Consider the following 20618-nt stretch of genomic DNA (forward strand, 5'->3'; position numbering starts at 1 on the left):
ACGTTGATCATGGCCATGTGTCATACCTTGCCATGAGCTAACGTATCAGACGTGCAGCCGTGGGCAGCGATTAGTGCTGAAAGGCCATCCATGTTTAACTTGAATGCTCGTTCAAGTTAAACCGGTGGTCCGCTGCCCGCTCACAACAGGAGGCTAACCCTTGCCGAATCCGCTCTTTTTGATCCCGTTTTACCTTTATAAGGTGCACATCCAATGAGTGTACCGATCACGTCCGAGACGTCCCAGATCCGCATGAACCCGCCGGTTTTCTACTTTGCCGCCGCGTTTATCCTGATCTTTGGCCTGGTAGTAATTGCCATGCCACAAGCCGCCGGTGAATGGTTGCTGGCTGCACAAAACTGGGCGGCCAACACGGTCGGCTGGTACTACATGTTAGCGATGACCCTGTATCTGATCTTTGTGATCGTCACCGCCTTGTCCGGTTACGGCAAGATCAAGCTCGGTGCCGACCACGACGAACCCGAGTTCAGTTACCTGTCCTGGGCGGGCATGCTGTTCGCCGCCGGGATCAGCATCACGCTATTTTTCTTCTGTGTGTCCGAACCCCTGACCCATATGCTCGCCCCGCCTCAAGGCCCGGCCGGTACGTCAGAGGCTGCACGCCAGGGCATGCAGTTGCTGTTCCTGCACTGGGGCCTGCATGGCTGGGGCGTGTTCGCCTTTGTCGGCATGGCGCTGGCCTACTTCGCCTATCGTCACAACCTGCCGCTGGCGCTGCGTTCGGCGCTGTACCCGCTGATTGGTAAACGCATCAACGGGCCAATCGGCTATGCGGTGGATGGCTTCGGTATCATCGCCACCGTGTTTGGTCTGGGCGCAGACATGGGGTTTGGGGTGTTGCACCTCAACTCCGGCCTCGATTATCTGTTCGGTTTGCCGCACACCCAATGGGTGCAGGTGGGTCTGATCACGCTGATGATGGGCGCGGCGATTCTGGTGGCCATTGCCGGCGTCGATAAAGGCGTGCGTGTGATGTCCGACATCAACATGCTGCTGGCCTGTGCGCTGCTGCTGTTTGTGTTGTTCGCAGGGCCTACCCAACATTTGCTGAACACGTTGGTGCAGAACATCGGTGACTATTTGGGCGCGTTGCCGACCAAGAGTTTCGACGTGTATGCCTACGACAAGCCAAGCGATTGGCTGGGCGGTTGGACCGTGTTCTATTGGGCCTGGTGGATCGCATGGTCGCCGTTTGTGGGCCTGTTTATTGCGCGTATTTCCCGTGGCCGTACCATCCGCGAATTCGTGTTTGGCGTGCTGCTGATTCCGCTGGGCTTCACCCTCGCGTGGATGTCGATTTTTGGCAACAGCGCCATCGATCAAGTGCTCAACCACGGCATGGTTGCCCTCGGTCAGTCGGCCATCGACGACCCGTCGCGCACGTTGTACCTGCTGCTTGAGACCTACCCGTGGAGCCGAACCGTGATTGCGGTGACGGTGTTTATCAGCTTCGTGTTCTTCGTGACCTCGGCCGACTCCGGCACCGTGGTGTTGTCCACTCTTTCGGCGCGAGGCAATAACGCCGACGAAGACGGCCCCAAGTGGCTGCGGGTGTTCTGGGGCGCGATGACCGCGCTGGTCACCAGTGCGTTGTTGTTCTCGGGCAGTATCGATGCGCTCAAGTCAGCGGTGGTGCTGACCTCGCTGCCGTTCTCGCTGATTTTGCTGCTGATGATGTGGGGCCTGCACAAGGCGTTCTACCTAGAGTCGCAGAAGCAAATCGCGCAGATGCACTCCCTGGCGCCGGTTTCGCACTCGCGTCGTGGCGGCTGGCGTCAGCGCTTGAGCCAGGCCGTGCACTTCCCGTCGCGTGACGAGGTGTACCGTTTTATGGACACCACCGTGCGTCCGGCGATTGAAGAAGTGAGCGCGGTGTTCCTGGAGAAAGGCCTTAACGTCGTCACCCAACCGGACCCGGCCAACGACAACGTGAGCCTGGAAATCGGTCACGGCGAAGAGCACCCGTTTATCTATCAGGTGCAGATGCGTGGCTATTTCACGCCGTCCTTTGCCCGTGGTGGTTTTGGCAAAAAAGAGCAACTGCGTAACCGCCGTTACTACCGTGCTGAAGTGCATTTGGCTGAAGGCAGCCAGGACTACGACCTGACTGGCTACACCAAAGAGCAAATCATCAACGACATCCTCGACCAGTACGAACGCCATATGCAGTTTTTGCATTTGGTGCGGTGATTGGTTGGCCCGCCCGCAATGGGCGGGCCACGGTTGTTGTTGAAACCTCTGTAGCCGCTGACGAGCGGAGCGAGGCTGCGATCGAGTGCGAAGCGCTCGCGAAACCTGAGCTATCGATTGATCTGACACAACGCGACGTTTCTTTTACGAGCGCTACGCACTCGATCGCAGCCTTCGTTCCTCGGCAGCGGCTACAGAAATAGCCACGGGTTGATGAGGTGCACCTTCCCGTGGGCAACATCTTTCAGATTGCGTGTGGCGAGGCTGGCGTTGTGTAACAGGCAAATCGCAGCTATTTGCGCATCCGCCAAACTGACAGGCTTGCCCTTGGCTTCACTGCTTGCAACCCATTGCGCATAGCGTGAGGCAGCATGTGCATCGAACGGTAAAACCCGGTCAGCAAAATCTTCGGTGAACATCGCCAGGGCCATGTCATGCAAATGCTCTTTGCGTTTGCTAGTGGGCAATCGGGCGATGCCGTGAAGGATCTCGGCCATCGTAATGGCACTGATAAATAAACCCTCGGCACTTTGTGCATCCATCCATGCCATCACGGCAGCGTTTGGCTGCGCACGCATCAGTTCAGAAAGCACGTTGGTGTCGAGAATTATCATTCGTCGAAGTCCACCGTGCGGGCGCGCTCCTCTCTGCTGGGCAAGTCCAGCTCAACACCACCTGCATCCGCAAAACGTGCATGAATGCGGCTTGCCAGGCCCTGATTTTGCGTGGGGGCCTTGAGTGCACGGCGCAATATCAACCGCACCTCTTCTTCCATCGAATGACCGTTGAGGGCAGCCTCAATGCGCAAACGTTCTTTAACCTGATCGTCCAGGTTTCGAATGGTAATACTGGCCATGTGCACCTCGTGCAATCAATGAAATCATTGGGATCATAAGAGGGTTTGAAAGCAGTCGTCAGTGAGCGCCGATCAACGGCGCCTCCGTGGGAGCGAGCCTGCTCGCGATGCTCTTGGGGCCTTCGCGAGCAGGCTCGCTCCCACAGTATGTGAACAGTTTTACGCGTCTACAGACCTTTCGCGCACTTGTGTGGGATCGGGCTTTAGCGCTTTTGACCCCATTGTCGTGCTCCAAGCGGGCTGCCTATAGTCCGCCCCGTCGCTGAATAATCAGCGTTCAGGCGTGCAAGCCTGATTCCTACCAATATCAACTTTTCATTTCGCTTGTTAGGCTCTGCGCCTGCAATCAGCGTTATGGCGGTTGTGCGCGGGAGACCTTCGGGTCTGCCGGGTGGGTAGGTAACCGGTCTTGCACACCCGCGCACAGCTGCCACCCTCTTTCTGCGTGCAAGCTGATTGAAGTGGCTCCTTTTCTTTAGGAGTTTCAACCATGACGCCTTACCTGCCTCAAACCGACAACCCTGTCGGCTCAAACGTCTTGTTAATCGATACCCGCGCCTCTGTGGCTGACCTGCTGGCGTGTGCCGAGCAGCGTTTTCAGGCGGCCAAGAACCTGCTGCGCTGTTTGTCGCTGATGAGCGGCCACAGCCATGACCCCCATGACATGAGCGCGGTATGTGAAGCCTCGTCGTTGCTGTTGCAGCAAGGGTGCGATGTGTTGGGGGTGCTGGCGCTGCGAGAAGGGTGAGTCAGGGATATTGCCGCCTGGCATGAAGCACGGTCAGTATTTCGATCACGATCCGTGACTCGATAAACCACCAGGTAGTTGGGATGGACAACAATTTCCCGAGTACCAGGGACTCGGCCAAACCGGTAGAGGTAGGGATGTTGAGGCAAGGCTGAGGTTGCGGCTTGAATGTTTTGGTAAAGCTCGCTGGCCGCCACAATATTGCGATCGCCGATGTAGTCAAGAATCTCGCCGAGTTGAGCCCGCGCAAGGGGCCGCCACTCAACCAGCATCGCGCTCTTTGCGTTTTGACTCGATCAGGGCATGCATGTGCGCCATCACCTGATCGTGCGGGATGCCGGGTCTCGGGTCATCAAGGGCAGCCTGTACCTTGGCGCGAAACCAGTGGTCATAGCTGGCGGCCTGCTCTTCGGTTTCGAACTCGGAAACGATAGGGGAAAGGTGGGGGCTCATGGAGACCTCCTGTGTAGATGCCTGTGAGTCTAATCTGTCCACCGCTTACTATCCTTGCAACCACGACGAAGGGCATTTCAAGTAACAATTTTCAGGCACAAAAAACCCCGAAGGGCTTTCACCGTTCGGGGTTGTGGATCGCCCATGATTTACAACTTGGCGATGGACACTTCGGTGGATTTTACGAAGGCGATCACTTCGCTGCCGACCACCAGCTCCAGCTCTTTTACCGAGCGGGTGGTGATGACGGAGGTGACGATGCCCGATGCGGTTTGTACGTCGATTTCCGACAGTACGTCGCCCAGCACGATTTCCTTGATGTGGCCTTTGAACTGGTTGCGAACGTTGATGGCTTTAATGGTCATGGTGTCGATTCCTGTCTTGGGATAGAAAGTAGGTTTATTGCGCCCAGCGCAGTTGCGTGGGCAGCGGTGCTACGGGTTCCGGCTCCGGTGGCGAGCCAGGCAATGCAAGTACACGGTTCAGTACTTCGGTTTCCAGTGCCGCCAGGCGGTGCGAGCCGCGTGCCCGTGGGCGTTGCAGGTCGACCGTGAGGTCCAGCCCCACCTGGCCTTCTTCAATCAGAATCACTCGGTCGGCTATCGCGACGGCTTCGCTGACGTCGTGGGTCACCAACAACACCGTGAAGCCATGCTGGCGCCACAGGCGTTCGATCAGTTGCTGCATCTCGATACGGGTCAGGGCATCCAGTGCGCCCAGCGGCTCGTCCAGCAGCAGCAAACGGGGTTGATGGATCAGGGCGCGGGCCAGGGCCACACGCTGCTTCTGCCCACCCGAGAGTGCTGCAGGCCATTCATTGGCGCGTTCGGCCAGGCCGACTTCTTCCAGTGCTTTAAGCGCTTTGGGGCGCCAGTCGCCTTTAAGGCCGAGGCCAACGTTGTCGATGACTTTTTTCCAGGGCAGCAGGCGCGCTTCCTGAAACATCAGCCGGGTATCTTCGCGAGCCGCTTGCAGCGGCGCGCTACCGGCCAGTAATTGGCCTGCGGTGGGTTGATCGAGCCCGGCCAGCAGGCGCATCAGGGTACTTTTACCGCAACCGCTGCGGCCCACGATGGCGACGAATTGCCCCGCCGGAATGTGCAGGTTGATGTCACGCAGGACCAGGCGCTCGCCGAAGGCTTTTTGCAGACCGTTGATGGCCAGCGGTATGCCCTGGCGCAAACGTGGGGGTTGTTGAGCTGTCATGCTGCACCGCCTTTAACCACTTGATACGCCGGGTGCCAGCGCAACCAGATGCGCTCCAAACCCCGGGCCGCGGTATCGGCCAATTTGCCGAGCACTGCGTACAAAACAATCGCCAGAACGACCACGTCGGTTTGCAAAAACTCCCGGGCGTTCATCGCCAGGTAGCCAATGCCGGAGCTGGCGGAGATGGTTTCGGCCACGATCAACGTCAGCCACATAAAGCCCAGGGCAAAACGCACGCCCACCAGAATCGAAGGCAACGCGCCCGGCAAGATCACCTGCCAGAACAGACTGAAGCCGGACAGGCCATAGTTGCGCGCCATTTCTACCAGCGCCGGATCAACGTTGCGGATGCCGTGGTAAGTGTTGAGGTAGATCGGAAATAAAGTCCCCAGCGCCACCAGAAAAATCTTTGCCGACTCATCGATGCCGAACCACAGGATGACCAGCGGAATCAGCGCCAGGTGCGGGATGTTGCGGATCATTTGCACCGAGCTGTCGAGCAGGCGTTCGCCCCATTTCGACAGGCCGGTGATAAAGCCCAGCACCAGGCCAATGCTGGCGCCGATAGCAAAGCCCAACCCGGCGCGCCAGCCACTGATGGCCAGGTGTTTCCAGATTTCGCCACTGCGTACCAGCTCGACTCCGGCTGCGATCACGGCGCTGGGCGCGGGCAGGATGCGTGTCGACAACCAGCCCGCCGACACGGACAGCTGCCACACCGCCAGCAACAACACAGGCAAGGCCCAGGGCGCCAGGGTGTGACCGATTTTATTGAGGCCCAAGGCCTTGCCTGAACTCATGGCGACCTCAGCTCTGCGACGCAGCTTTAGGGAGAATGTCACTGGCGACCATTTCGCCAAACGGGCTCACGTATCCAGCCCCTTTTGGCAGTTCCGGGCGCTCGATATCCAGATGCGGGAACAGCAGCTCAGCCACCCGGTACGACTCTTCCAGGTGCGGATAGCCCGAGAAAATAAATGTATCGATGCCCAGGTCGGCGTATTCCTGAACCCGTGCTGCCACGGTTGGGCCGTCACCGACCAGTGCTGTGCCCGCGCCGCCGCGCACCAGGCCCACGCCCGCCCAGAGGTTGGGGCTGACTTCGAGGTTGTCGCGGCTACCGCCGTGCAGCGCGGCCATGCGTTGTTGGCCTACCGAGTCAAAGCGCGACAGAGAGGCTTGAGCGCGGGCGATGGTGTCTTCGTCCAGATGCGAGATCAGTTTGTCGGCGGCTTTCCATGCCTCTTCGTTGGTTTCACGCACGATCACGTGCAAGCGAATGCCGAAGCGCACAGTGCGGCCCAGCTTGGCGGCCTTGGCCCGTACCTGTTCGATTTTTTCGGCAACGGCGGCCGGTGGCTCGCCCCAGGTCAACACCATTTCAACTTGTTCGGCAGCCAGGTCCTGCGCCGCTTCCGAGGAGCCGCCGAAGTACAGCGGCGGACGCGGTTGCTGGATCGGCGGGTAGAGCAATTTTGCGCCTTTGACGGTGATGTGCTTGCCGTCGTAGTCCACGGTTTCGCCTTCGAGCACCCGGCGCCAGATGCGGGTGAATTCCACCGAGGCTTCATAACGCTCTTCGTGACTGAGGAACAAGCCATCACCGGCCAGCTCTTCCGGATCGCCACCGGTCACCAGGTTGAACAGCGCGCGGCCACCGGACAGGCGGTCCAGGGTTGCGGCCTGACGCGCCGCAACAGTTGGCGAAACAATGCCTGGGCGCAGGGCCACCAGAAATTTCAGACGCTGGGTCACGGGGATCAACGCTGCCGCCACCAGCCACGAGTCTTCGCATGAACGTCCGGTCGGGATCAGCACCCCGCCAAAGCCCAGACGGTCAGCCGCTTGTGCTACTTGTTGCAGGTAGCCGTAATCAACAGCGCGGGCGCCTTCGGAGGTGCCAAGGTAATGGCCATCACCGTGGGTAGGCAGGAACCAGAAAATATTGAGGCTCATGGAGTGGTCTCCTAAATGTGGGGGCAGCAAGCGTTAGTTGGCTTTGGCCACAGCGGCCGGTGGCGTCCAGATCACGTCTTTGATCACCAATGGCTTGGGGATCAACTTGAGCTGGTGGAAGGTGTCAGCGATTTTTTGCTGTGCGTTGACCACTTCCGGGGTCAGGAACTGCGCGCCGTAGCCCTGGCGCTTGACCGCTGTAAAGGTAATTTCAGGAGACAGGCCCAGCAGCGGTGCAACTTGTTGCGTCACCTCTTCAGGGTGAGCTTTGGCCCATTCGCCAATATTGCGCACTTCATCGACCAGGGTTTCGATCACCTTGGGATGCTGTTCGGCGTAAGGCTTGGTGGCCAGGTAGAACTGGTGGTTGTCAGCGATACCGGTGGCGTCACGCAGGGTGCGCGCTTGCAGCTGTTGTTCGGCAGCGGCCTGGTACGGGTCCCAGATCACCCAAGCGTCGACACTGCCGCGCTCGAAAGCGGCGCGGGCGTCGGCAGGCGGCAGGAATACAGTCTGGATGTCGGTGTATTTAAGGCCAGCGTCTTCAAGGGCGCGCACCAGCAGGTAGTGAACGTTGGAGCCTTTGTTGAGGACGACTTTTTTGCCTTTGAGGTCTTGCACCGATTTGATCGGTGAATCCTTGGGCACCAGGATCGCTTCGCTGGTAGGCGCTGGTGGCTCGAAGGCGACGTAGAGCAGATCGGCGCCAGCAGCTTGGGCGAAGACGGGCGGGGTTTCGCCGGTCACGCCGAAGTCGATAGAGCCCACGTTCAGGCCTTCAAGCAGTTGCGGGCCGCCGGGGAATTCGGTCCATTGCACGTCGACGCCCTGCTCTGCCAGGCGCTTTTCCAGCGTGCCTTTGGCCTTGAGCAGCATCAGCGTGCCGTACTTCTGGTAACCGATGCGCAGGGCATCGGCTTGAGCTTGGGTAACCGCGCCAAAGGACACAGCCGCAGCAAACAGTGCGACCAGACCACGACGCAAAATGACAGGGCGCATGGCGCTCTCCTTTTGTTGTTCGAGATTCGGGTAGCACCTGCCGAGCCGTTAGCGGATCAGTAAGGTGGTGGAGCTTTTTTCTGGGAGGGAAATTATGTTGTTTCAGATACTCCAACGAGCCGTGACCAGGCGCTCGTTGAGGATGTTTGGGTCCAGTGGCTTGGGGCGTCGTGCCAGGGCGCTGTAGAACTGCTCAAGCGACTCGTTCATGCGCTGTTCCAGTACCGGCACCAGCTGCGCTTGTGCGCTGCCTTCGCCGTAAGCAATCTGGCTGTCTTCGGCAAAAATGCCGTGCAGCATTTCCTGGGCCTTGAGCGCCGACAGTACCGGCTTGAGGGCGTAGTCCACGGCCAGCATGTGGGCGATGCTGCCACCGGTGGCGATGGGCAATACCACTTTGTGGCTCAGGGCGCGTTCGGGCAGCAAGTCGAGCACGGTTTTCAGTGCGCCGCTGAACGAGGCCTTGTACACCGGGGTGGCGATCACCAGGCCGTCGGCGTTTTCAATCTGTTGCAGCAGGTCGATAATTTTTGGACTGTCGAAACGTGCGTGCAGCAAGTCTTCGGCCGGAAAGTCACGTACCTGATAACTCACTACTTCGACGCCTTGCTGGTTGAGCCAGCGTTTGGCGTGATCCAGCAACACTCCCGAGCGGGAACGTTGGCTTGGACTTCCTCCGAGTGTCACAACCAGCATCTAGACGTTTCCTTGAATGAATATGTGCAATTCGCTGTCAGCGTTTTCGCTTGAGTGAATAGACCTTAACAGGTGATTTATATATCTATAAATCATATTTATTCATTTGTTTATTCTTAAAATGCATATGCATTTTTGTTGAATAAAAGGCAAAAAAAAGGCCATCGAAATGGCCAGAAACCCTGTTGAAGACACGCAACTCATGTAGCAGCTGCCAAAGGAACGAGGCTGCGTCCGGCGGCGTAGCCGTCGTAAAACCTGAGAACCCGGTCTTTCAGTTAAACCGCAGGCTCAGGTTTTACGAGCGCTACGCACTCGAACGCAGCCTCGTTCCTTCGGCAGCTGCTACAGGGGATCAGTCGCTATTTGTTCGGCTGTGGCGTCAGGCGCAGGTAGGGCTTCACGGCGCGGTAGCCTTTGGGGAAGCGTTTGTTGATTTCGTCTTCATCCTTGAGCGATGGCACGATCACTACTTCGTCACCGTCCTGCCAGTTGGCCGGGGTGGCGACTTTGTAGTTGTCGGTCAGTTGCAGCGAGTCGATCACTCGCAGGATTTCGTTGAAATTGCGCCCGGTACTGGCCGGGTAGGTGATGGTCAGGCGGATTTTTTTGTTCGGATCAATCACGAACAGCGAGCGCACGGTGAGGGTGTCGCTGGCATTGGGGTGGATCAGGTCGTAGAGGTCAGACACCTTGCGATCGGCATCAGCCAGGATCGGGAAGTTGACCACCGTGTTCTGGGTTTCGTTGATGTCCTCGATCCACTTGTGGTGCGAGTCCACCGGGTCAACGGACAGTGCAATGGCTTTTACGCCGCGCTTGGCGAACTCGTCCTTGAGCTTGGCGGTAAAGCCCAGCTCGGTGGTGCACACCGGGGTGAAGTCCGCCGGGTGCGAGAACAGCACTCCCCAGCTGTCGCCCAGCCACTCATGGAAGTGGATCTTGCCAGCGCTGGAATCCTGTTCGAAATCGGGGGCGATATCGCCGAGTCTGAGGCTCATGGTGCAGCTCCTTTTTTATAGGGAATGGCAGGGCGTGTGGGAGCTACTCTGCCTGCGCCACGACTTAATTAAAAAGAATAAATATCGATTTGGTTAGAGCTTAAAGGAATATTAAAAACTGTTTCATTGGACGCAGACAAGCCTTGGGGCCACTCTGGATTCAGGTTTAGGCAAGGGGAGTGGCAGGGAGCTACGACTATTAATGTGTTGCGAATTGATCGTTCAGGTCTTCGGTAAACACCCTGCCCGGCATTGCGCCGGGCAGGATTTTTCTTACCTTTGTACTACACCAAGCTTATAGCAACGGGATCGAGTAGCTGACGATCAGACGGTTTTCGTCCTGATCGCGCTGGCTCGCAATATCGTTGCGCCACATGGCGTTTTTCCACATGAAGCCGAGGTTTTTCAGCGTGCCTTCCTGAACAACGTAAGCCACGGTGATATCGCGTTCCCACTCGGAAGCGCCATTGCTGGTTTGTACATTTTTGTTGCTGTAGGTATCGATGTTATCGCCACGCAGGTAAACCGCGCCCGCCGTCAGGCCAGGTACGCCCACTTTGGCGAAGTCATACGAGTAACGTGCCTGCCAGGTACGCTCGCCAGCACGGGCGAACTTCGAGATCTGCATGTCGGTAGGGATGTAAGCCGATGCGCCGTCGCCCTGGTTCAGGAACGGGAAGTCGCTGCTGCCGTTGCTGACCTGATAGCCGCCACCAAAGGTATGACCTTCAACGGTGTACAGGAACAGGCCGCTGATCAGGTTGTTGTCGACCTTGCCTTTGCCGCTACCCGCTGAGCTGTTGGCGTAATCACCGGTGGTGTAATACGCAGAATCGTGGCCGTTCTTGCCATCGTCGGTGCTGTTGAAGTAACGCAGGTCAGATTTCAACACGCCAGGACCGATGGACCAGTTGTGAACCAGGCCCAGGAAGTGTTGCTTGTAGAAATCTTCCAGGTTGCCGTAGTAGTACTGCAGCAACAGGTCTTTGTTGAGCTTGTAGTCCACGCCGCCGTAGTAGAACTTGTTAACAAACTCGCCTGTTATGGAGTTGTTAGCACCGCCAATCGACAGGCCTTCGTTGTTGCTGGAGTTACGACCCTTGGCGTGTTCGATCTGACCGCCGGTGAAGGTCAGGTCCTTGAACTCGCTGGAGGTGATCTGGCCACCCTGGAAGGTCTGCGGCAGCATACGACCGTCGTTGCTTACGATAACCGGCAGTTTTGGCTGCAGGGTACCGATGCGCAGTTCGGTCTGGGAAATCTTGGCTTTGGCGGTCAGGCCCAGGCTGGAGAAATCGTCTACAGCGTGGTTGCCGTCGCTTGGGAATACCGAGCCGCCATAGTTTGCGCCGGTAGGGTTGCCGTGTTTGGCAGTGCTGGAATCAAGCTTGACGCCCAGCAGGCCAATGGCGTCCAGACCAAAACCGACTGTGCCCTGGGTGAAACCCGAGGCAAAGTCCACCTGGAAGCCTTGGCCCCATTCGGCGGTGTAGTTGGAGTTTTTCGGCGCACCCGAATCACGGTTATCGTTGTTGATGTAGAAGTTACGCAGTTTCAGCGTGGCCTTGCTGTCTTCGATGAAGCCAGCAGCGCTTGCTTGTTGTGCCAACAACCCTACGGCCACAGCGATGGCCAAGGTGGACTTGTTCATTGTGTTGCTCCTTTGCGTCTCTAATTTTTGTAGTTCTTTAGCCCCGAATCTGATGTTTGGGTGCTACAGATGCGCGATTAGCGCCAGACGGTGACTGGCAAGTCAATCGTAACCAAGCATGTCTACGACCTTTGTCTAGTCATTTGCCGTTTGTGCGCAGAGTAATGGCTATTTGATAAACCTAAAAAGAATTGTTTCTGATCTTTTCAGATCATATGGCTATATAGCAGGGTTTTTCCTACGCGCATGCGAAGGAATGCTATCGGTCTTTTGTCTAATTTATAAACATATTTTCATGAATTTTTTAATAGCGTTTGGTTCTTAAACGTTCGACCCGATCACCTGTTGGGCAAAAGGCCATATCCGCTGCGGCCTTAGTGCATTTCTGGATGTTGCTGAACTACATAAGCTAATGCTTAAAAGTTATTTATTTACTGATTCTTAGATCATTTAACCTCACATTCTGCCGATATCCGGCCGTCTGCCGAGGAGCTCTTCCTGATGAAACTGCACTCTCCCTTACGCCTTTTGGCTGCTTTGTCCCTGGCGGGTGCCAGCTTCTTCGCGCAGGCCGCTACTGCGGATGTGACCGTGGCTTACCAGACCACCGTGGACCCGGCGAAAGTCGCCCAGGCCGACGGTGCTTATGAAAAAGCCACGGGCGCCAAGATCAACTGGCGCAAATTTGATAACGGCTCCGACATCATTGCCGCCATCGCCTCGGGCGATGTGCAAATCGGTTACCTCGGTTCCAGCCCGCTGACGGCTGCGATCACTCGCAAGGTGCCGGTTGAAACCTTCTTGATAGCCACCCAGATCGGCGGCGCTGAAGCACTGGTGGCTCGCAACGGCTCCGGCATCAACGGCCCGCAGGACCTGATCGGCAAAAAAGTTGCCGTTCCATTTGTATCCACCGGCCACTACAGCCTGCTGGCAGCGTTGAAGCACTGGAATATTGACCCTTCGAAAGTACAGATCCTCAACCTCGCGCCACCGGCCATTGTGGCTGCCTGGAAGCGTGGCGATATTGACGCCACTTACGTATGGGACCCAGCACTGGGTGCGGCCAAAGAGAATGGCAAAGTGCTGATCACCTCGGGCGAATTGGCAAAGGTTGGTGCTCCAACCTTTGATGCCTGGATCGTGCGTAAGGACTTCGCCGCCAAGCACCCGGAAATCGTCAAGGAGTTTGCCAAAGTCACGCTGGATGCTTACGCCGACTATCGCAAGGACCCCAAGGCCTGGCTGGCCAATCAGAGCAATGTCGATAAGGTTGTGAAACTCTCGGGCGCCAAGCCTTCTGACATCCCAGTACTGCTGCAAGGCAACGTGTACCCGCTGGCCAGCGACCAAGTGGTTTTGCTCGGCGCACCGACCACCAAGGCTCTGACTGACACGGCAGCATTCCTGAAAGAACAGGGCAAGGTCGATGCAGTACTTGCCGACTATGCCCCTTCGGTCAACGCCACTTTTATCACTCAATAATTCGCGCCGCGCAGGAGTCGACCGTCATGGCCTTGTTATCACTGGAGCGCATCAGCGCACAGTACCCGGGCGCTGCTGAGCCGGTACTGTCGGATATTTCCGTCAGCCTCGGTCCTCAACAACTGTTGGTCGCACTCGGCCCGTCGGGTAGCGGTAAAACCTCGCTGCTGAATCTGATCGCAGGCTTTGTCGAACCCAGCGGTGGTCGTATCACCCTCGACGGAGTGCCGGTACACGGCCCCAGCGCCGAGCGCGGTGTGGTGTTTCAGGACGATGTGTTACTGCCGTGGCAAGACGTGCTGGCGAACGTGGCCTTTGGCCTTGAGCTGGCCGGTGTGCCGCGGGATAAACGCGAAGCTCGCGCCCGTGAAATGCTGGCCCTGGTGGATTTGGCGGGGTTTGAAAAACGCCGGGTATGGGAGCTTTCGGGCGGGCAGAAACAGCGCGTCGGCCTGGCCCGCGCCCTGGCTGCCGACCCTCGGATCCTGCTGATGGATGAACCCTTCGGCGCACTCGATGCCTTCACCCGCGAGCAGATGCAAGAACTGCTGCTGCAGGTGTGCCGTCGCACCGACAAGCCGGTATTTCTGATCACCCACGACATCGAAGAAGCGGTGTTTCTGGCCACGGATCTGATTTTGCTGGCACCCAACCCGGGGCGCATTGTTGAGCGGCTGACGCTGGATTTTGGCCAGCGCTATAACGCTGGCGAGTCCGCCCGCTCGATCAAGTCTGATCCTCGTTTTATCGAAACCCGTGAACACGTGCTTGAGCGCGTGTTTTCACAACGCGGTGCCGCCCAGCGGCAGGAGCGCGCATGAGCAGTTATGAAGCAATCGCAGCCGCCCCGGTTGCTGCGCCGCACGCGCCGCGCCCGGTCAAGCGCAGCCTGAGCACGCGCTGGATCAGCGTTCTGACCCTGCTGACCTTGATTGCCCTGTGGTGGGCAGTGACGGCCGCGGGCTTGATCGAACCGCTGTTTTTGCCACCGCCGTCTGCCGTACTGGAAAAAGGCTGGTTGCTGGCGACCAAAGGCTACATGGATTCCACGTTGTGGCAGCACTTGGGCGCGAGCTTGAGCCGTATCGGCCTGGGCCTGGGTTTTGCGATTCTGACCGCGGTGCCGGTGGGAATCGCCATTGGCCATAACCGTATTGCGCGGGGCATTTTCGACCCGCTGATCGAGTTCTATCGCCCGATTCCGCCATTGGCTTATTTGCCGCTGATTGTGATCTGGTGCGGCATTGGCGAGTTGTCGAAAGTATTGCTGATTTACCTGGCGATTTTTGCCCCGATTGCGATTGCTACCGCCACTGGTGTGCGTACCGTTGACCCGGCCAAGGTGCGTGCCGCGCAGTCGTTGGGCGCTACGCGCTGGCAGTTGATTCGTCATGTGATTTTGCCCAGTGCCTTGCCGGATATTTTGACCGGTGTACGCATTGGTCTGGGGGTGGGCTGGTCGACCCTGGTGGCCGCCGAGCTGATCGCCGCCACCAGCGGTTTGGGGTTTATGGTGCAGTCTGCCGCGCAATTTCTAGTCACCGATGTGGTGGTGCTGGGAATTCTGGTGATCGCCATCATCGCCTTTGCCATGGAAATGGGCCTGCGCGCCCTGCAACGCAAGCTGGTGCCGTGGCACGGCCAGGCTCACTAAACAGAACTCGACGCTGATTAATTGGCGCGCTGCTAAAGAGATAGATTATGAGCCTGACCATTACCCCGATTAGCTCTGCCCTTGGCGCCCAGATTGCTGGCGTCGACCTGACTCAACCCCTGAGTCCGGAACACCGTGATGCCATCGAGCAGGCGTTGCTGGCGCATCATGTGGTGTTCTTCAAGCATCAGTCGATCACGCCGCAGCAGCAGGCACGTTTTGCTGCCAACTTCGGTGATCTGCATATTCATCCAATTTATCCCAACGTACCGGAGCAGCCAGAAGTGCTGGTGCTGGATACGGCCGTGACCGACGTGCGCGACAACGCGGTGTGGCATACCGACGTGACCTTTTTGCCGACGCCGGCGATGGGGGCGGTGCTGAGTGCCAAGCAGTTGCCGGCTTTTGGTGGCGACACCTTGTGGGCGGGCGGGATCGCCGCTTTTGAAGGGTTGTCCAGGCCACTGCAAGTTTTGCTGGAAGGGCTGACTGCAACCCACGACTTCACCAAGTCGTTCCCGCTGGAGCGTTTCGGTTCGACCCCTGAAGACCTTGCGCGCTGGGAGCAGACCCGCAAAAACAACCCGCCGTTGTCGCACCCGGTGGTTCGCACCCACCCGGTGAGCGGTCGCAAATCGTTGTTCGTCAATGAAGGCTTTACCACCAAAATCAATGAGCTTTCAGAAGCTGAAAGCGAAGCGATCCTCAAGTTGTTGTTTGCCCATGCGACGCGCCCCGAGTACACCATTCGCTGGCGCTGGGAGGAAAATGACGTGGCGTTTTGGGACAACCGTTCTACCCAGCATTACGCCGTGGACGATTACCGCCCGAACCGCCGCGTGATGCACCGTGCGACGATTTTGGGTGATGCGCCGTTCTGATGAACACCGCATGAGGTGTTCATCAGGGATCCTCGTACCAGCTGACGAGCGGAGCGAGGCTGCGTCCGGCTGCGAAGCGGCCGTAAAATCTGAGACCCGGTTTTAACTGGCTCACCGCAGGTGTATGTTTTCGCGGCTGCTGCGCAGCCGGACGCAGCCTCGCTCCGCTCGTCAGCTGCTACGCAACGTCTAGCGGCTGCAGCTTTCACGCTTGGGCAAAAACGGCGGCAAGTACAACCCCAGGTAAGCATCCACTACACGTATGCCTTCTTCGGCCATGCGCGGGGTGATGCTGTCGTGCAGTTGGATGGAGCGCGCATATACGCGGTCGCCCAGCTCCATCGCCAAGGCAAATACGTCCACGTCCTGTGGCAGTGCCGGCAACTCAAAATGGCGCATAAATAAACCATGCATCAACTGGCCCAGCTCCAGGTCGTGCTGACGGTCTGCCTGGGTTACTTCGGTGAGACCATGCTGGGCCAGGATCAGTTGCCGGGCAGCGGCATCTTCGCTGTAAATCGTCAGCATGCGCAGCTCAACGAGGCGCGACAGGTCTCGCCAGTCCCTCAACGCTTCATGCTCAATCGGCTCTTGCAGGCAGGCGCGGAACGCCGCATGCACATCTGCGGTCAAGGCTTCGAGGAGCGCGGGCACACCGGCGAAAAAGTGATAGACCGACGACGGCGGGATTTCAGCGCGTTCGGCCACGCTGTAAATCGACAGGCTGGACACCCCTTCTTCTGCCAGCAGTGTGCGGGCAGCATTGAGTATCGAATCGATCCGGACCTGGCTGCGAGCGCGTGACTTTCGAGGTGTGGCAAGGCGCGTCATGGGTGTCTCCTGCGGGGCAGTGCGCATTGTACGAGCCTTGGGCCCATAAAAAAACGCCGCAGGCCGTGAGGCCTGCTGCGTTCCTTGTGGACTGCAAACGCTTACACGGTATGCAGATACCAGTTGTATTCGAGGTCGGAGATGGAGTGTTCAAACTCTTCCAGCTCGCTCTCTTTACAGGCGACAAAGATATCGATGTATTTCGGGTCGATATATTTGGCCATTACTTCGCTGTCATCCAACTCGCGCAATGCATCACGCAGGTTGTTTGGCAGGCTTTGCTCGTTCTGCTCGTAGCTGTTGCCTTCGACTGGCGCACCCGGTTCGATCTTGTTGGTCAGACCGTGGTGAATACCGGCCAGTACCGAGGCCATCAACAGGTATGGGTTGGCATCGGCACCGGCAACCCGGTGTTCGATACGTACCGAGTCGGACGACCCGGTAGGTACGCGAATCGCCACGGTACGGTTGTCCAGGCCCCAGCACGGCGAGTTCGGCACGTAGAACTGTGCGCCGAAACGACGGTACGAGTTGACGTTAGGGCAAAGGAACGCCATCTGCGCCGGTAGGGTCTCGAGCACACCGCCGATCGCGTGACGCAATGCGGCGTTCTGCTCGGGATCCTCGCTGGCAAAAATATTTTTGCCTTCTTTGTCCAGAATCGAAATATGAACGTGTAGTCCGTTGCCCGCCTGGCCCGGGTAAGGCTTGGCCATGAACGTGGTGTCCATCTCATGGTCATAGGCGATGTTTTTGATCAGTCGCTTGAGCAGTACCGCGTAGTCGCAGGCCTTGATCGGGTCGGCAACGTGGTGCAGGTTCACTTCGAACTGCGCCGGGGCACTTTCTTTAACGATGGCGTCAGCCGGGATGCCTTGTTCTTTGGCACCTTCCAGAATGTCCTGGAGGCAGTCGACGTATTCATCGAGGTCGTCGATCAGGTAAACCTGAGTCGAATGTGGACGTTTGCCGGAGATCGGCGAGCGTGGAGGTTGCGGGCGACCGTTAACGTTCTCCTGGTCAATCAGGTAGAACTCCAGCTCGAAAGCGGCGCAGATGGTCAGGCCCATCTCGTCAAATTTGGTAACAACTTGACGCAGCACTTCGCGAGGGTCGGCGAAGAAAGGTTCACCTTCTAGTTCGTGCATAGTCATCAGCAGTTGCGCGGTTGGGCGCTTTTGCCAAGGTTCATTGCACAGGGTGTCCGGGATGGGATAACAGATTCTGTCTGCGTCACCGATATCCAGACCCAGGCCGGTGCTTTCCACCGTTGAGCCATTGATATCAAGTGCAAACAGAGAGGCAGGCAGGTTGATGCCTTTCTCGTAAACCTTGTGGAGGCTGGTGCGTTCGATGCGCTTGCCGCGCACCACACCATTCATATCCGCAATTAGAAGGTCTACGTACAGAACCTCAGGATGATCCTTAAGGAACGCGTTCGCTTCGTTAAGCTGAACGGCACGCGGGGGTACCGACATGATGCAACACCTTTGTTGTTAAAAATATCAATCATTGAGCGCTACGGGTTTCAGTCAACCCGAACGGCATACCGAAGTCAAGCTGCCTGTTTTATGCCCTTAAAAAGCGCCTAAAGGCCATTTTTGACGCTTTTTGGGGCGTCTTTGACCTTTTTGAACGCTTGGCGCCCGCAGGCTTGAGCGGGCCGTGTTGTATTTTTTACGGGGGTGTTGTGTAAAAAAATGAACAAGGCTAAGCTCGATTCAAACCCATAACAGCAATAATACCGGGGTGTTACATGTCACGCCTGCCGTTAATCGGCGTCACCGCCTGCACCAAGCAGATCGGTTTGCATCCTTATCACATCACTGGCGATAAGTACGTGCGAGCAGTTGCAGTGGCTGCCAAAGGCTTGCCTCTGATCATACCGTCACTGGCGGAATTGATTGATCCGACCGATATTCTTGACGGTCTGGACGGCCTGCTCTTTACCGGGTCTCCTTCCAATATAGAACCCCATTTGTATCACGGCCCTGCCAGCGCGCCTGGCACGCTGCATGATCCTGACCGTGATCGCACTACCCTTCCCTTGATTCGTGCTGCTATTGCAGCTGGCATTCCGGTGCTCGGGATTTGTCGCGGCTTTCAGGAATTAAATGTAGCTCTGGGTGGCTCACTTCACCAGAAATTGCACGAAGTCGAAGGCTTTATCGAGCACCGCGAAGACCCCAGCGCCCCTGTTGAAGTGCAATACGCTGCGAGCCACGCCATGCACGTTCAGCCGGGCGGCATCCTGGCTGGTCTAGGATTGCCGGCTGAGTTCGAGGTCAACTCGATTCATACCCAGGGTATTGAGCGCGTAGCGCCAGGCCTACGGGTTGAAGCCCTGGCGCCGGACGGCCTGGTCGAAGCCGTTTCGGTAAAAGACGGCAAGGCTTTTGCTTTGGCGGTTCAGTGGCACCCCGAATGGCAGGTAAGCTCTAACCCGATTTATCTCGCCATCTTTCAGGCGTTTGGAAATGCCTGTAGAAGGCGCGCTACACAACGCGACGCGGATGCGTCAGTAAACGCCTGACTTATTCAAGTCAGGACACTCAGCCCAGAGGCATTTATGAGTAACAACCTCGACCAGCTCACCGATTGGTTGAAAGACCACAAGATCACAGAAGTCGAATGCATGATCGCCGACCTCACCGGGATTACTCGCGGGAAGATTTCGCCGACCAACAAGTTCATTGCCGAAAAAGGCATGCGCCTGCCCGAGAGCGTATTGCTGCAAACCGTTACGGGCGACTATGTCGAAGACGACATCTATTACGAGCTTCTGGACCCGGCCGATATCGACATGATCTGCCGTCCCGACCAGAACGCAGTATTTGTGGTGCCGTGGGCCATCGAGCCAACCGCTCAGGTGATTCACGACACCTACGACAAGCAGGGCAACCCGATTGAGTTGTCGCCGCGCAACGTGCTTAAAAAGGTTCTCAAACTCTACGCCGATCACGGCTGGCAGCCGATCGTGGCGCCAGAAATGGAGTTCTACCTGACCAAGCGCAGCGACGACCCGGACTACCCGTTGCAGCCTCCGGTGGGTCGCTCCGGTCGCCCGGAAACCGGTCGTCAGTCCTTCTCTATTGAAGCGGCCAACGAATTCGATCCGCTGTTCGAAGACGTTTATGACTGGTGCGAACTGCAAGAGCTGGATCTGGACACGCTGATCCACGAAGACGGCACGGCGCAGATGGAGATCAACTTCCGTCACGGCGACGCACTGTCGCTGGCCGACCAGATTCTGGTGTTCAAGCGCACCATGCGCGAGGCTGCGCTCAAGCACAACGTGGCCGCGACCTTCATGGCCAAACCGATGACCGGTGAGCCTGGCAGCGCCATGCACCTGCACCAGAGCATCATTGATATCAACACCGGCAAAAACGTCTTCTCCAATGAAGACGGGACCATGAGCCAGCTGTTCCTCAACCATATCGGTGGGCTGCAAAAGTTCATTCCAGAGCTGCTGCCGCTGTTTGCCCCGAACGTGAACTCGTTCCGCCGTTTCTTGCCTGATACCTCGGCACCAGTAAACGTGGAGTGGGGCGAAGAGAACCGCACCGTGGGCCTGCGCGTGCCGGATGCCGGCCCGCAAAACCGCCGTGTCGAAAACCGCTTGCCGGGCGCCGATGCCAACCCGTATCTGGCGATTGCTGCCAGCTTGCTGTGCGGTTATATCGGCATGGTCGAAGGCATCAACCCGAGCGCGCCTGTGGTCGGTCGTGGTTATGAACGTCGCAACTTGCGCCTGCCGTTGACCCTTGAAGAGGCACTGGCACGCATGGAAGGCAGCAAGACTGTCGAGAAGTACCTGGGCACCAAGTTCATCACCGGTTACGTGGCAGTCAAACGTGCCGAACATGAAAACTTCAAGCGCGTCATCAGTTCGTGGGAGCGGGAATTCCTGCTGTTCGCCGTCTGACACGCTGGAGGGGCGCGCCTGGGAGGCGCGGTCCCTCCTCTACTGACTAAAGGAGAGCT

At 57.6% G+C, this 20618-nt stretch carries 21 protein-coding genes and 1 pseudogene; 8 read left to right on the forward strand and 14 right to left on the reverse strand.

Translation table 11 applies throughout. The features are described from left to right. Positions 1 to 213 precede the first annotated feature (213 nt). A complete protein-coding gene (gene betT, locus U5A05_RS00450) occupies positions 214 to 2211 on the forward strand; it encodes a choline transporter BetT (protein ID WP_321835175.1) in 1998 nt (665 codons plus the stop codon). Positions 2212 to 2402: 191 nt separating this feature from the next. Here betT and U5A05_RS00455 read toward each other — a convergent pair whose 3' ends face one another. Together U5A05_RS00455 and U5A05_RS00460 are read right to left on the reverse strand one after the other, a co-directional pair. Next, positions 2403 to 2825, reverse strand: a complete 423-nt coding sequence (locus U5A05_RS00455; RefSeq protein ID WP_261740355.1) for a type II toxin-antitoxin system VapC family toxin — start codon at positions 2823 to 2825, stop codon at positions 2403 to 2405. Beyond that, a complete protein-coding gene (locus tag U5A05_RS00460; protein ID WP_261740356.1) occupies positions 2822 to 3067 on the reverse strand; it encodes a FitA-like ribbon-helix-helix domain-containing protein in 246 nt (81 codons plus the stop codon). The genes U5A05_RS00455 and U5A05_RS00460 overlap by 4 nt, the downstream gene beginning before the upstream one ends. Positions 3068 to 3557: 490 nt before the next feature. Here U5A05_RS00460 and U5A05_RS00465 point away from each other — a divergent pair, with 490 nt between their 5' ends. Then, complete coding sequence (locus U5A05_RS00465) at positions 3558 to 3815, forward strand: hypothetical protein (protein WP_261740357.1); 258 nt, start codon at positions 3558 to 3560, stop codon at positions 3813 to 3815. A 1-nt stretch (position 3816) separates the two neighbouring features. Here the strand turns inward: U5A05_RS00465 and U5A05_RS00470 are convergent. The 10 genes and pseudogenes from U5A05_RS00470 to U5A05_RS00515 form a co-directional block, all read right to left on the reverse strand. After that, a pseudogene (locus U5A05_RS00470) lies at positions 3817 to 4087 on the reverse strand (type II toxin-antitoxin system RelE/ParE family toxin). Continuing rightward, on the reverse strand, positions 4077 to 4268 hold the full coding sequence (gene relB / locus U5A05_RS00475; protein ID WP_321835178.1) for a type II toxin-antitoxin system RelB family antitoxin: 192 nt from the start codon (positions 4266 to 4268) through the stop codon (positions 4077 to 4079). Before relB ends, U5A05_RS00470 begins: the two are co-directional and overlap by 11 nt. A 149-nt stretch (positions 4269 to 4417) precedes the next feature. After that, entirely contained in the window at positions 4418 to 4633 is a 216-nt protein-coding gene (locus U5A05_RS00480; RefSeq protein ID WP_003444581.1) for a TOBE domain-containing protein, read from the reverse strand. A gap of 34 nt (positions 4634 to 4667) precedes the next feature. Then, positions 4668 to 5474 carry an aliphatic sulfonates ABC transporter ATP-binding protein gene (gene ssuB / locus U5A05_RS00485; protein ID WP_261740359.1) on the reverse strand — a complete coding sequence of 269 codons (807 nt, stop codon included), beginning with the start codon at positions 5472 to 5474 and terminating at the stop codon, positions 4668 to 4670. Then, entirely contained in the window at positions 5471 to 6277 is an 807-nt protein-coding gene (gene ssuC, locus U5A05_RS00490; RefSeq protein ID WP_261740360.1) for an aliphatic sulfonate ABC transporter permease SsuC, read from the reverse strand. Before ssuC ends, ssuB begins: the two co-directional genes overlap by 4 nt. Positions 6278 to 6284: 7 nt before the next feature. Further along, positions 6285 to 7433 carry an FMNH2-dependent alkanesulfonate monooxygenase gene (ssuD, locus tag U5A05_RS00495; RefSeq protein ID WP_261740361.1) on the reverse strand — a complete coding sequence of 383 codons (1149 nt, stop codon included), beginning with the start codon at positions 7431 to 7433 and terminating at the stop codon, positions 6285 to 6287. A gap of 33 nt (positions 7434 to 7466) precedes the next feature. Further along, positions 7467 to 8432, reverse strand: a complete 966-nt coding sequence (locus U5A05_RS00500; RefSeq protein WP_261740362.1) for a sulfonate ABC transporter substrate-binding protein — start codon at positions 8430 to 8432, stop codon at positions 7467 to 7469. A gap of 102 nt (positions 8433 to 8534) precedes the next feature. Further along, positions 8535 to 9128: an NADPH-dependent FMN reductase gene (gene ssuE / locus U5A05_RS00505; RefSeq protein ID WP_261740363.1), complete on the reverse strand. Its 594-nt coding sequence runs from the start codon at positions 9126 to 9128 to the stop codon at positions 8535 to 8537. A gap of 362 nt (positions 9129 to 9490) precedes the next feature. Further along, the gene (locus U5A05_RS00510) at positions 9491 to 10129 is read right to left on the reverse strand and encodes a peroxiredoxin (protein WP_261740364.1); all 639 of its coding nucleotides are present in this window, start codon (positions 10127 to 10129) and stop codon (positions 9491 to 9493) included. Positions 10130 to 10424: 295 nt separating this feature from the next. Then, on the reverse strand, positions 10425 to 11780 hold the full coding sequence (locus U5A05_RS00515) for an OprD family porin (protein WP_261740365.1): 1356 nt from the start codon (positions 11778 to 11780) through the stop codon (positions 10425 to 10427). 501 nt (positions 11781 to 12281) lie between these two features. On the opposite strand from U5A05_RS00515, the gene tauA reads away from it, so the two are divergent. The 4 genes from tauA to tauD are packed head-to-tail and all read left to right on the forward strand — an operon-like array spanning position 12282 to position 15800. Then, positions 12282 to 13265: a taurine ABC transporter substrate-binding protein gene (gene tauA, locus U5A05_RS00520; protein ID WP_261740366.1), complete on the forward strand. Its 984-nt coding sequence runs from the start codon at positions 12282 to 12284 to the stop codon at positions 13263 to 13265. Positions 13266 to 13291: 26 nt separating this feature from the next. Continuing rightward, entirely contained in the window at positions 13292 to 14086 is a 795-nt protein-coding gene (gene tauB / locus U5A05_RS00525; protein ID WP_261740367.1) for a taurine ABC transporter ATP-binding subunit, read from the forward strand. After that, a complete protein-coding gene (gene tauC / locus U5A05_RS00530; protein WP_261740368.1) occupies positions 14083 to 14919 on the forward strand; it encodes a taurine ABC transporter permease TauC in 837 nt (278 codons plus the stop codon). The genes tauB and tauC overlap by 4 nt, the downstream gene beginning before the upstream one ends. Positions 14920 to 14966: 47 nt before the next feature. Then, positions 14967 to 15800, forward strand: a complete 834-nt coding sequence (gene tauD, locus U5A05_RS00535) for a taurine dioxygenase (protein ID WP_261740369.1) — start codon at positions 14967 to 14969, stop codon at positions 15798 to 15800. 189 nt (positions 15801 to 15989) lie between these two features. Here tauD and U5A05_RS00540 read toward each other — a convergent pair whose 3' ends face one another. Further along, positions 15990 to 16631, reverse strand: coding sequence for a TetR/AcrR family transcriptional regulator (locus U5A05_RS00540; RefSeq protein WP_261740370.1), 642 nt, complete (start codon positions 16629 to 16631; stop codon positions 15990 to 15992). Between the two features lie 101 nt (positions 16632 to 16732). Further along, entirely contained in the window at positions 16733 to 18109 is a 1377-nt protein-coding gene (locus tag U5A05_RS00545; protein WP_261740371.1) for a glutamine synthetase family protein, read from the reverse strand. Between the two features lie 278 nt (positions 18110 to 18387). Between U5A05_RS00545 and U5A05_RS00550 the strand changes: the two genes are divergently transcribed. Both U5A05_RS00550 and U5A05_RS00555 read left to right on the forward strand, forming a co-directional pair. Beyond that, positions 18388 to 19164, forward strand: a complete 777-nt coding sequence (locus U5A05_RS00550) for a gamma-glutamyl-gamma-aminobutyrate hydrolase family protein (protein WP_261740372.1) — start codon at positions 18388 to 18390, stop codon at positions 19162 to 19164. 36 nt (positions 19165 to 19200) lie between these two features. After that, positions 19201 to 20559, forward strand: a complete 1359-nt coding sequence (locus tag U5A05_RS00555; protein ID WP_261740373.1) for a glutamine synthetase family protein — start codon at positions 19201 to 19203, stop codon at positions 20557 to 20559. Positions 20560 to 20618 lie beyond the last annotated feature (59 nt).

This window comes from Pseudomonas kulmbachensis, from assembly GCF_963681935.1.
Lineage (GTDB): Bacteria > Pseudomonadota > Gammaproteobacteria > Pseudomonadales > Pseudomonadaceae > Aquipseudomonas > Aquipseudomonas kulmbachensis.

What these genes read in the sequence shown, in the direction of transcription:
- betT (WP_321835175.1), top strand. Translation starts at nt 214, where the DNA reads ATGAGTGTACCGATCACGTCCGAGACGTCCCAGATCCGCATGAACCCG.
- U5A05_RS00455 (WP_261740355.1), bottom strand. Translation starts at nt 2,825, where the DNA reads ATGATAATTCTCGACACCAACGTGCTTTCTGAACTGATGCGTGCGCAG.
- U5A05_RS00460 (WP_261740356.1), bottom strand. Translation starts at nt 3,067, where the DNA reads ATGGCCAGTATTACCATTCGAAACCTGGACGATCAGGTTAAAGAACGT.
- U5A05_RS00465 (WP_261740357.1), top strand. Translation starts at nt 3,558, where the DNA reads ATGACGCCTTACCTGCCTCAAACCGACAACCCTGTCGGCTCAAACGTC.
- relB (WP_321835178.1), bottom strand. Translation starts at nt 4,268, where the DNA reads ATGAGCCCCCACCTTTCCCCTATCGTTTCCGAGTTCGAAACCGAAGAG.
- U5A05_RS00480 (WP_003444581.1), bottom strand. Translation starts at nt 4,633, where the DNA reads ATGACCATTAAAGCCATCAACGTTCGCAACCAGTTCAAAGGCCACATC.
- ssuB (WP_261740359.1), bottom strand. Translation starts at nt 5,474, where the DNA reads ATGACAGCTCAACAACCCCCACGTTTGCGCCAGGGCATACCGCTGGCC.
- ssuC (WP_261740360.1), bottom strand. Translation starts at nt 6,277, where the DNA reads ATGAGTTCAGGCAAGGCCTTGGGCCTCAATAAAATCGGTCACACCCTG.
- ssuD (WP_261740361.1), bottom strand. Translation starts at nt 7,433, where the DNA reads ATGAGCCTCAATATTTTCTGGTTCCTGCCTACCCACGGTGATGGCCAT.
- U5A05_RS00500 (WP_261740362.1), bottom strand. Translation starts at nt 8,432, where the DNA reads ATGCGCCCTGTCATTTTGCGTCGTGGTCTGGTCGCACTGTTTGCTGCG.
- ssuE (WP_261740363.1), bottom strand. Translation starts at nt 9,128, where the DNA reads ATGCTGGTTGTGACACTCGGAGGAAGTCCAAGCCAACGTTCCCGCTCG.
- U5A05_RS00510 (WP_261740364.1), bottom strand. Translation starts at nt 10,129, where the DNA reads ATGAGCCTCAGACTCGGCGATATCGCCCCCGATTTCGAACAGGATTCC.
- U5A05_RS00515 (WP_261740365.1), bottom strand. Translation starts at nt 11,780, where the DNA reads ATGAACAAGTCCACCTTGGCCATCGCTGTGGCCGTAGGGTTGTTGGCA.
- tauA (WP_261740366.1), top strand. Translation starts at nt 12,282, where the DNA reads ATGAAACTGCACTCTCCCTTACGCCTTTTGGCTGCTTTGTCCCTGGCG.
- tauB (WP_261740367.1), top strand. Translation starts at nt 13,292, where the DNA reads ATGGCCTTGTTATCACTGGAGCGCATCAGCGCACAGTACCCGGGCGCT.
- tauC (WP_261740368.1), top strand. Translation starts at nt 14,083, where the DNA reads ATGAGCAGTTATGAAGCAATCGCAGCCGCCCCGGTTGCTGCGCCGCAC.
- tauD (WP_261740369.1), top strand. Translation starts at nt 14,967, where the DNA reads ATGAGCCTGACCATTACCCCGATTAGCTCTGCCCTTGGCGCCCAGATT.
- U5A05_RS00540 (WP_261740370.1), bottom strand. Translation starts at nt 16,631, where the DNA reads ATGACGCGCCTTGCCACACCTCGAAAGTCACGCGCTCGCAGCCAGGTC.
- U5A05_RS00545 (WP_261740371.1), bottom strand. Translation starts at nt 18,109, where the DNA reads ATGTCGGTACCCCCGCGTGCCGTTCAGCTTAACGAAGCGAACGCGTTC.
- U5A05_RS00550 (WP_261740372.1), top strand. Translation starts at nt 18,388, where the DNA reads ATGTCACGCCTGCCGTTAATCGGCGTCACCGCCTGCACCAAGCAGATC.
- U5A05_RS00555 (WP_261740373.1), top strand. Translation starts at nt 19,201, where the DNA reads ATGAGTAACAACCTCGACCAGCTCACCGATTGGTTGAAAGACCACAAG.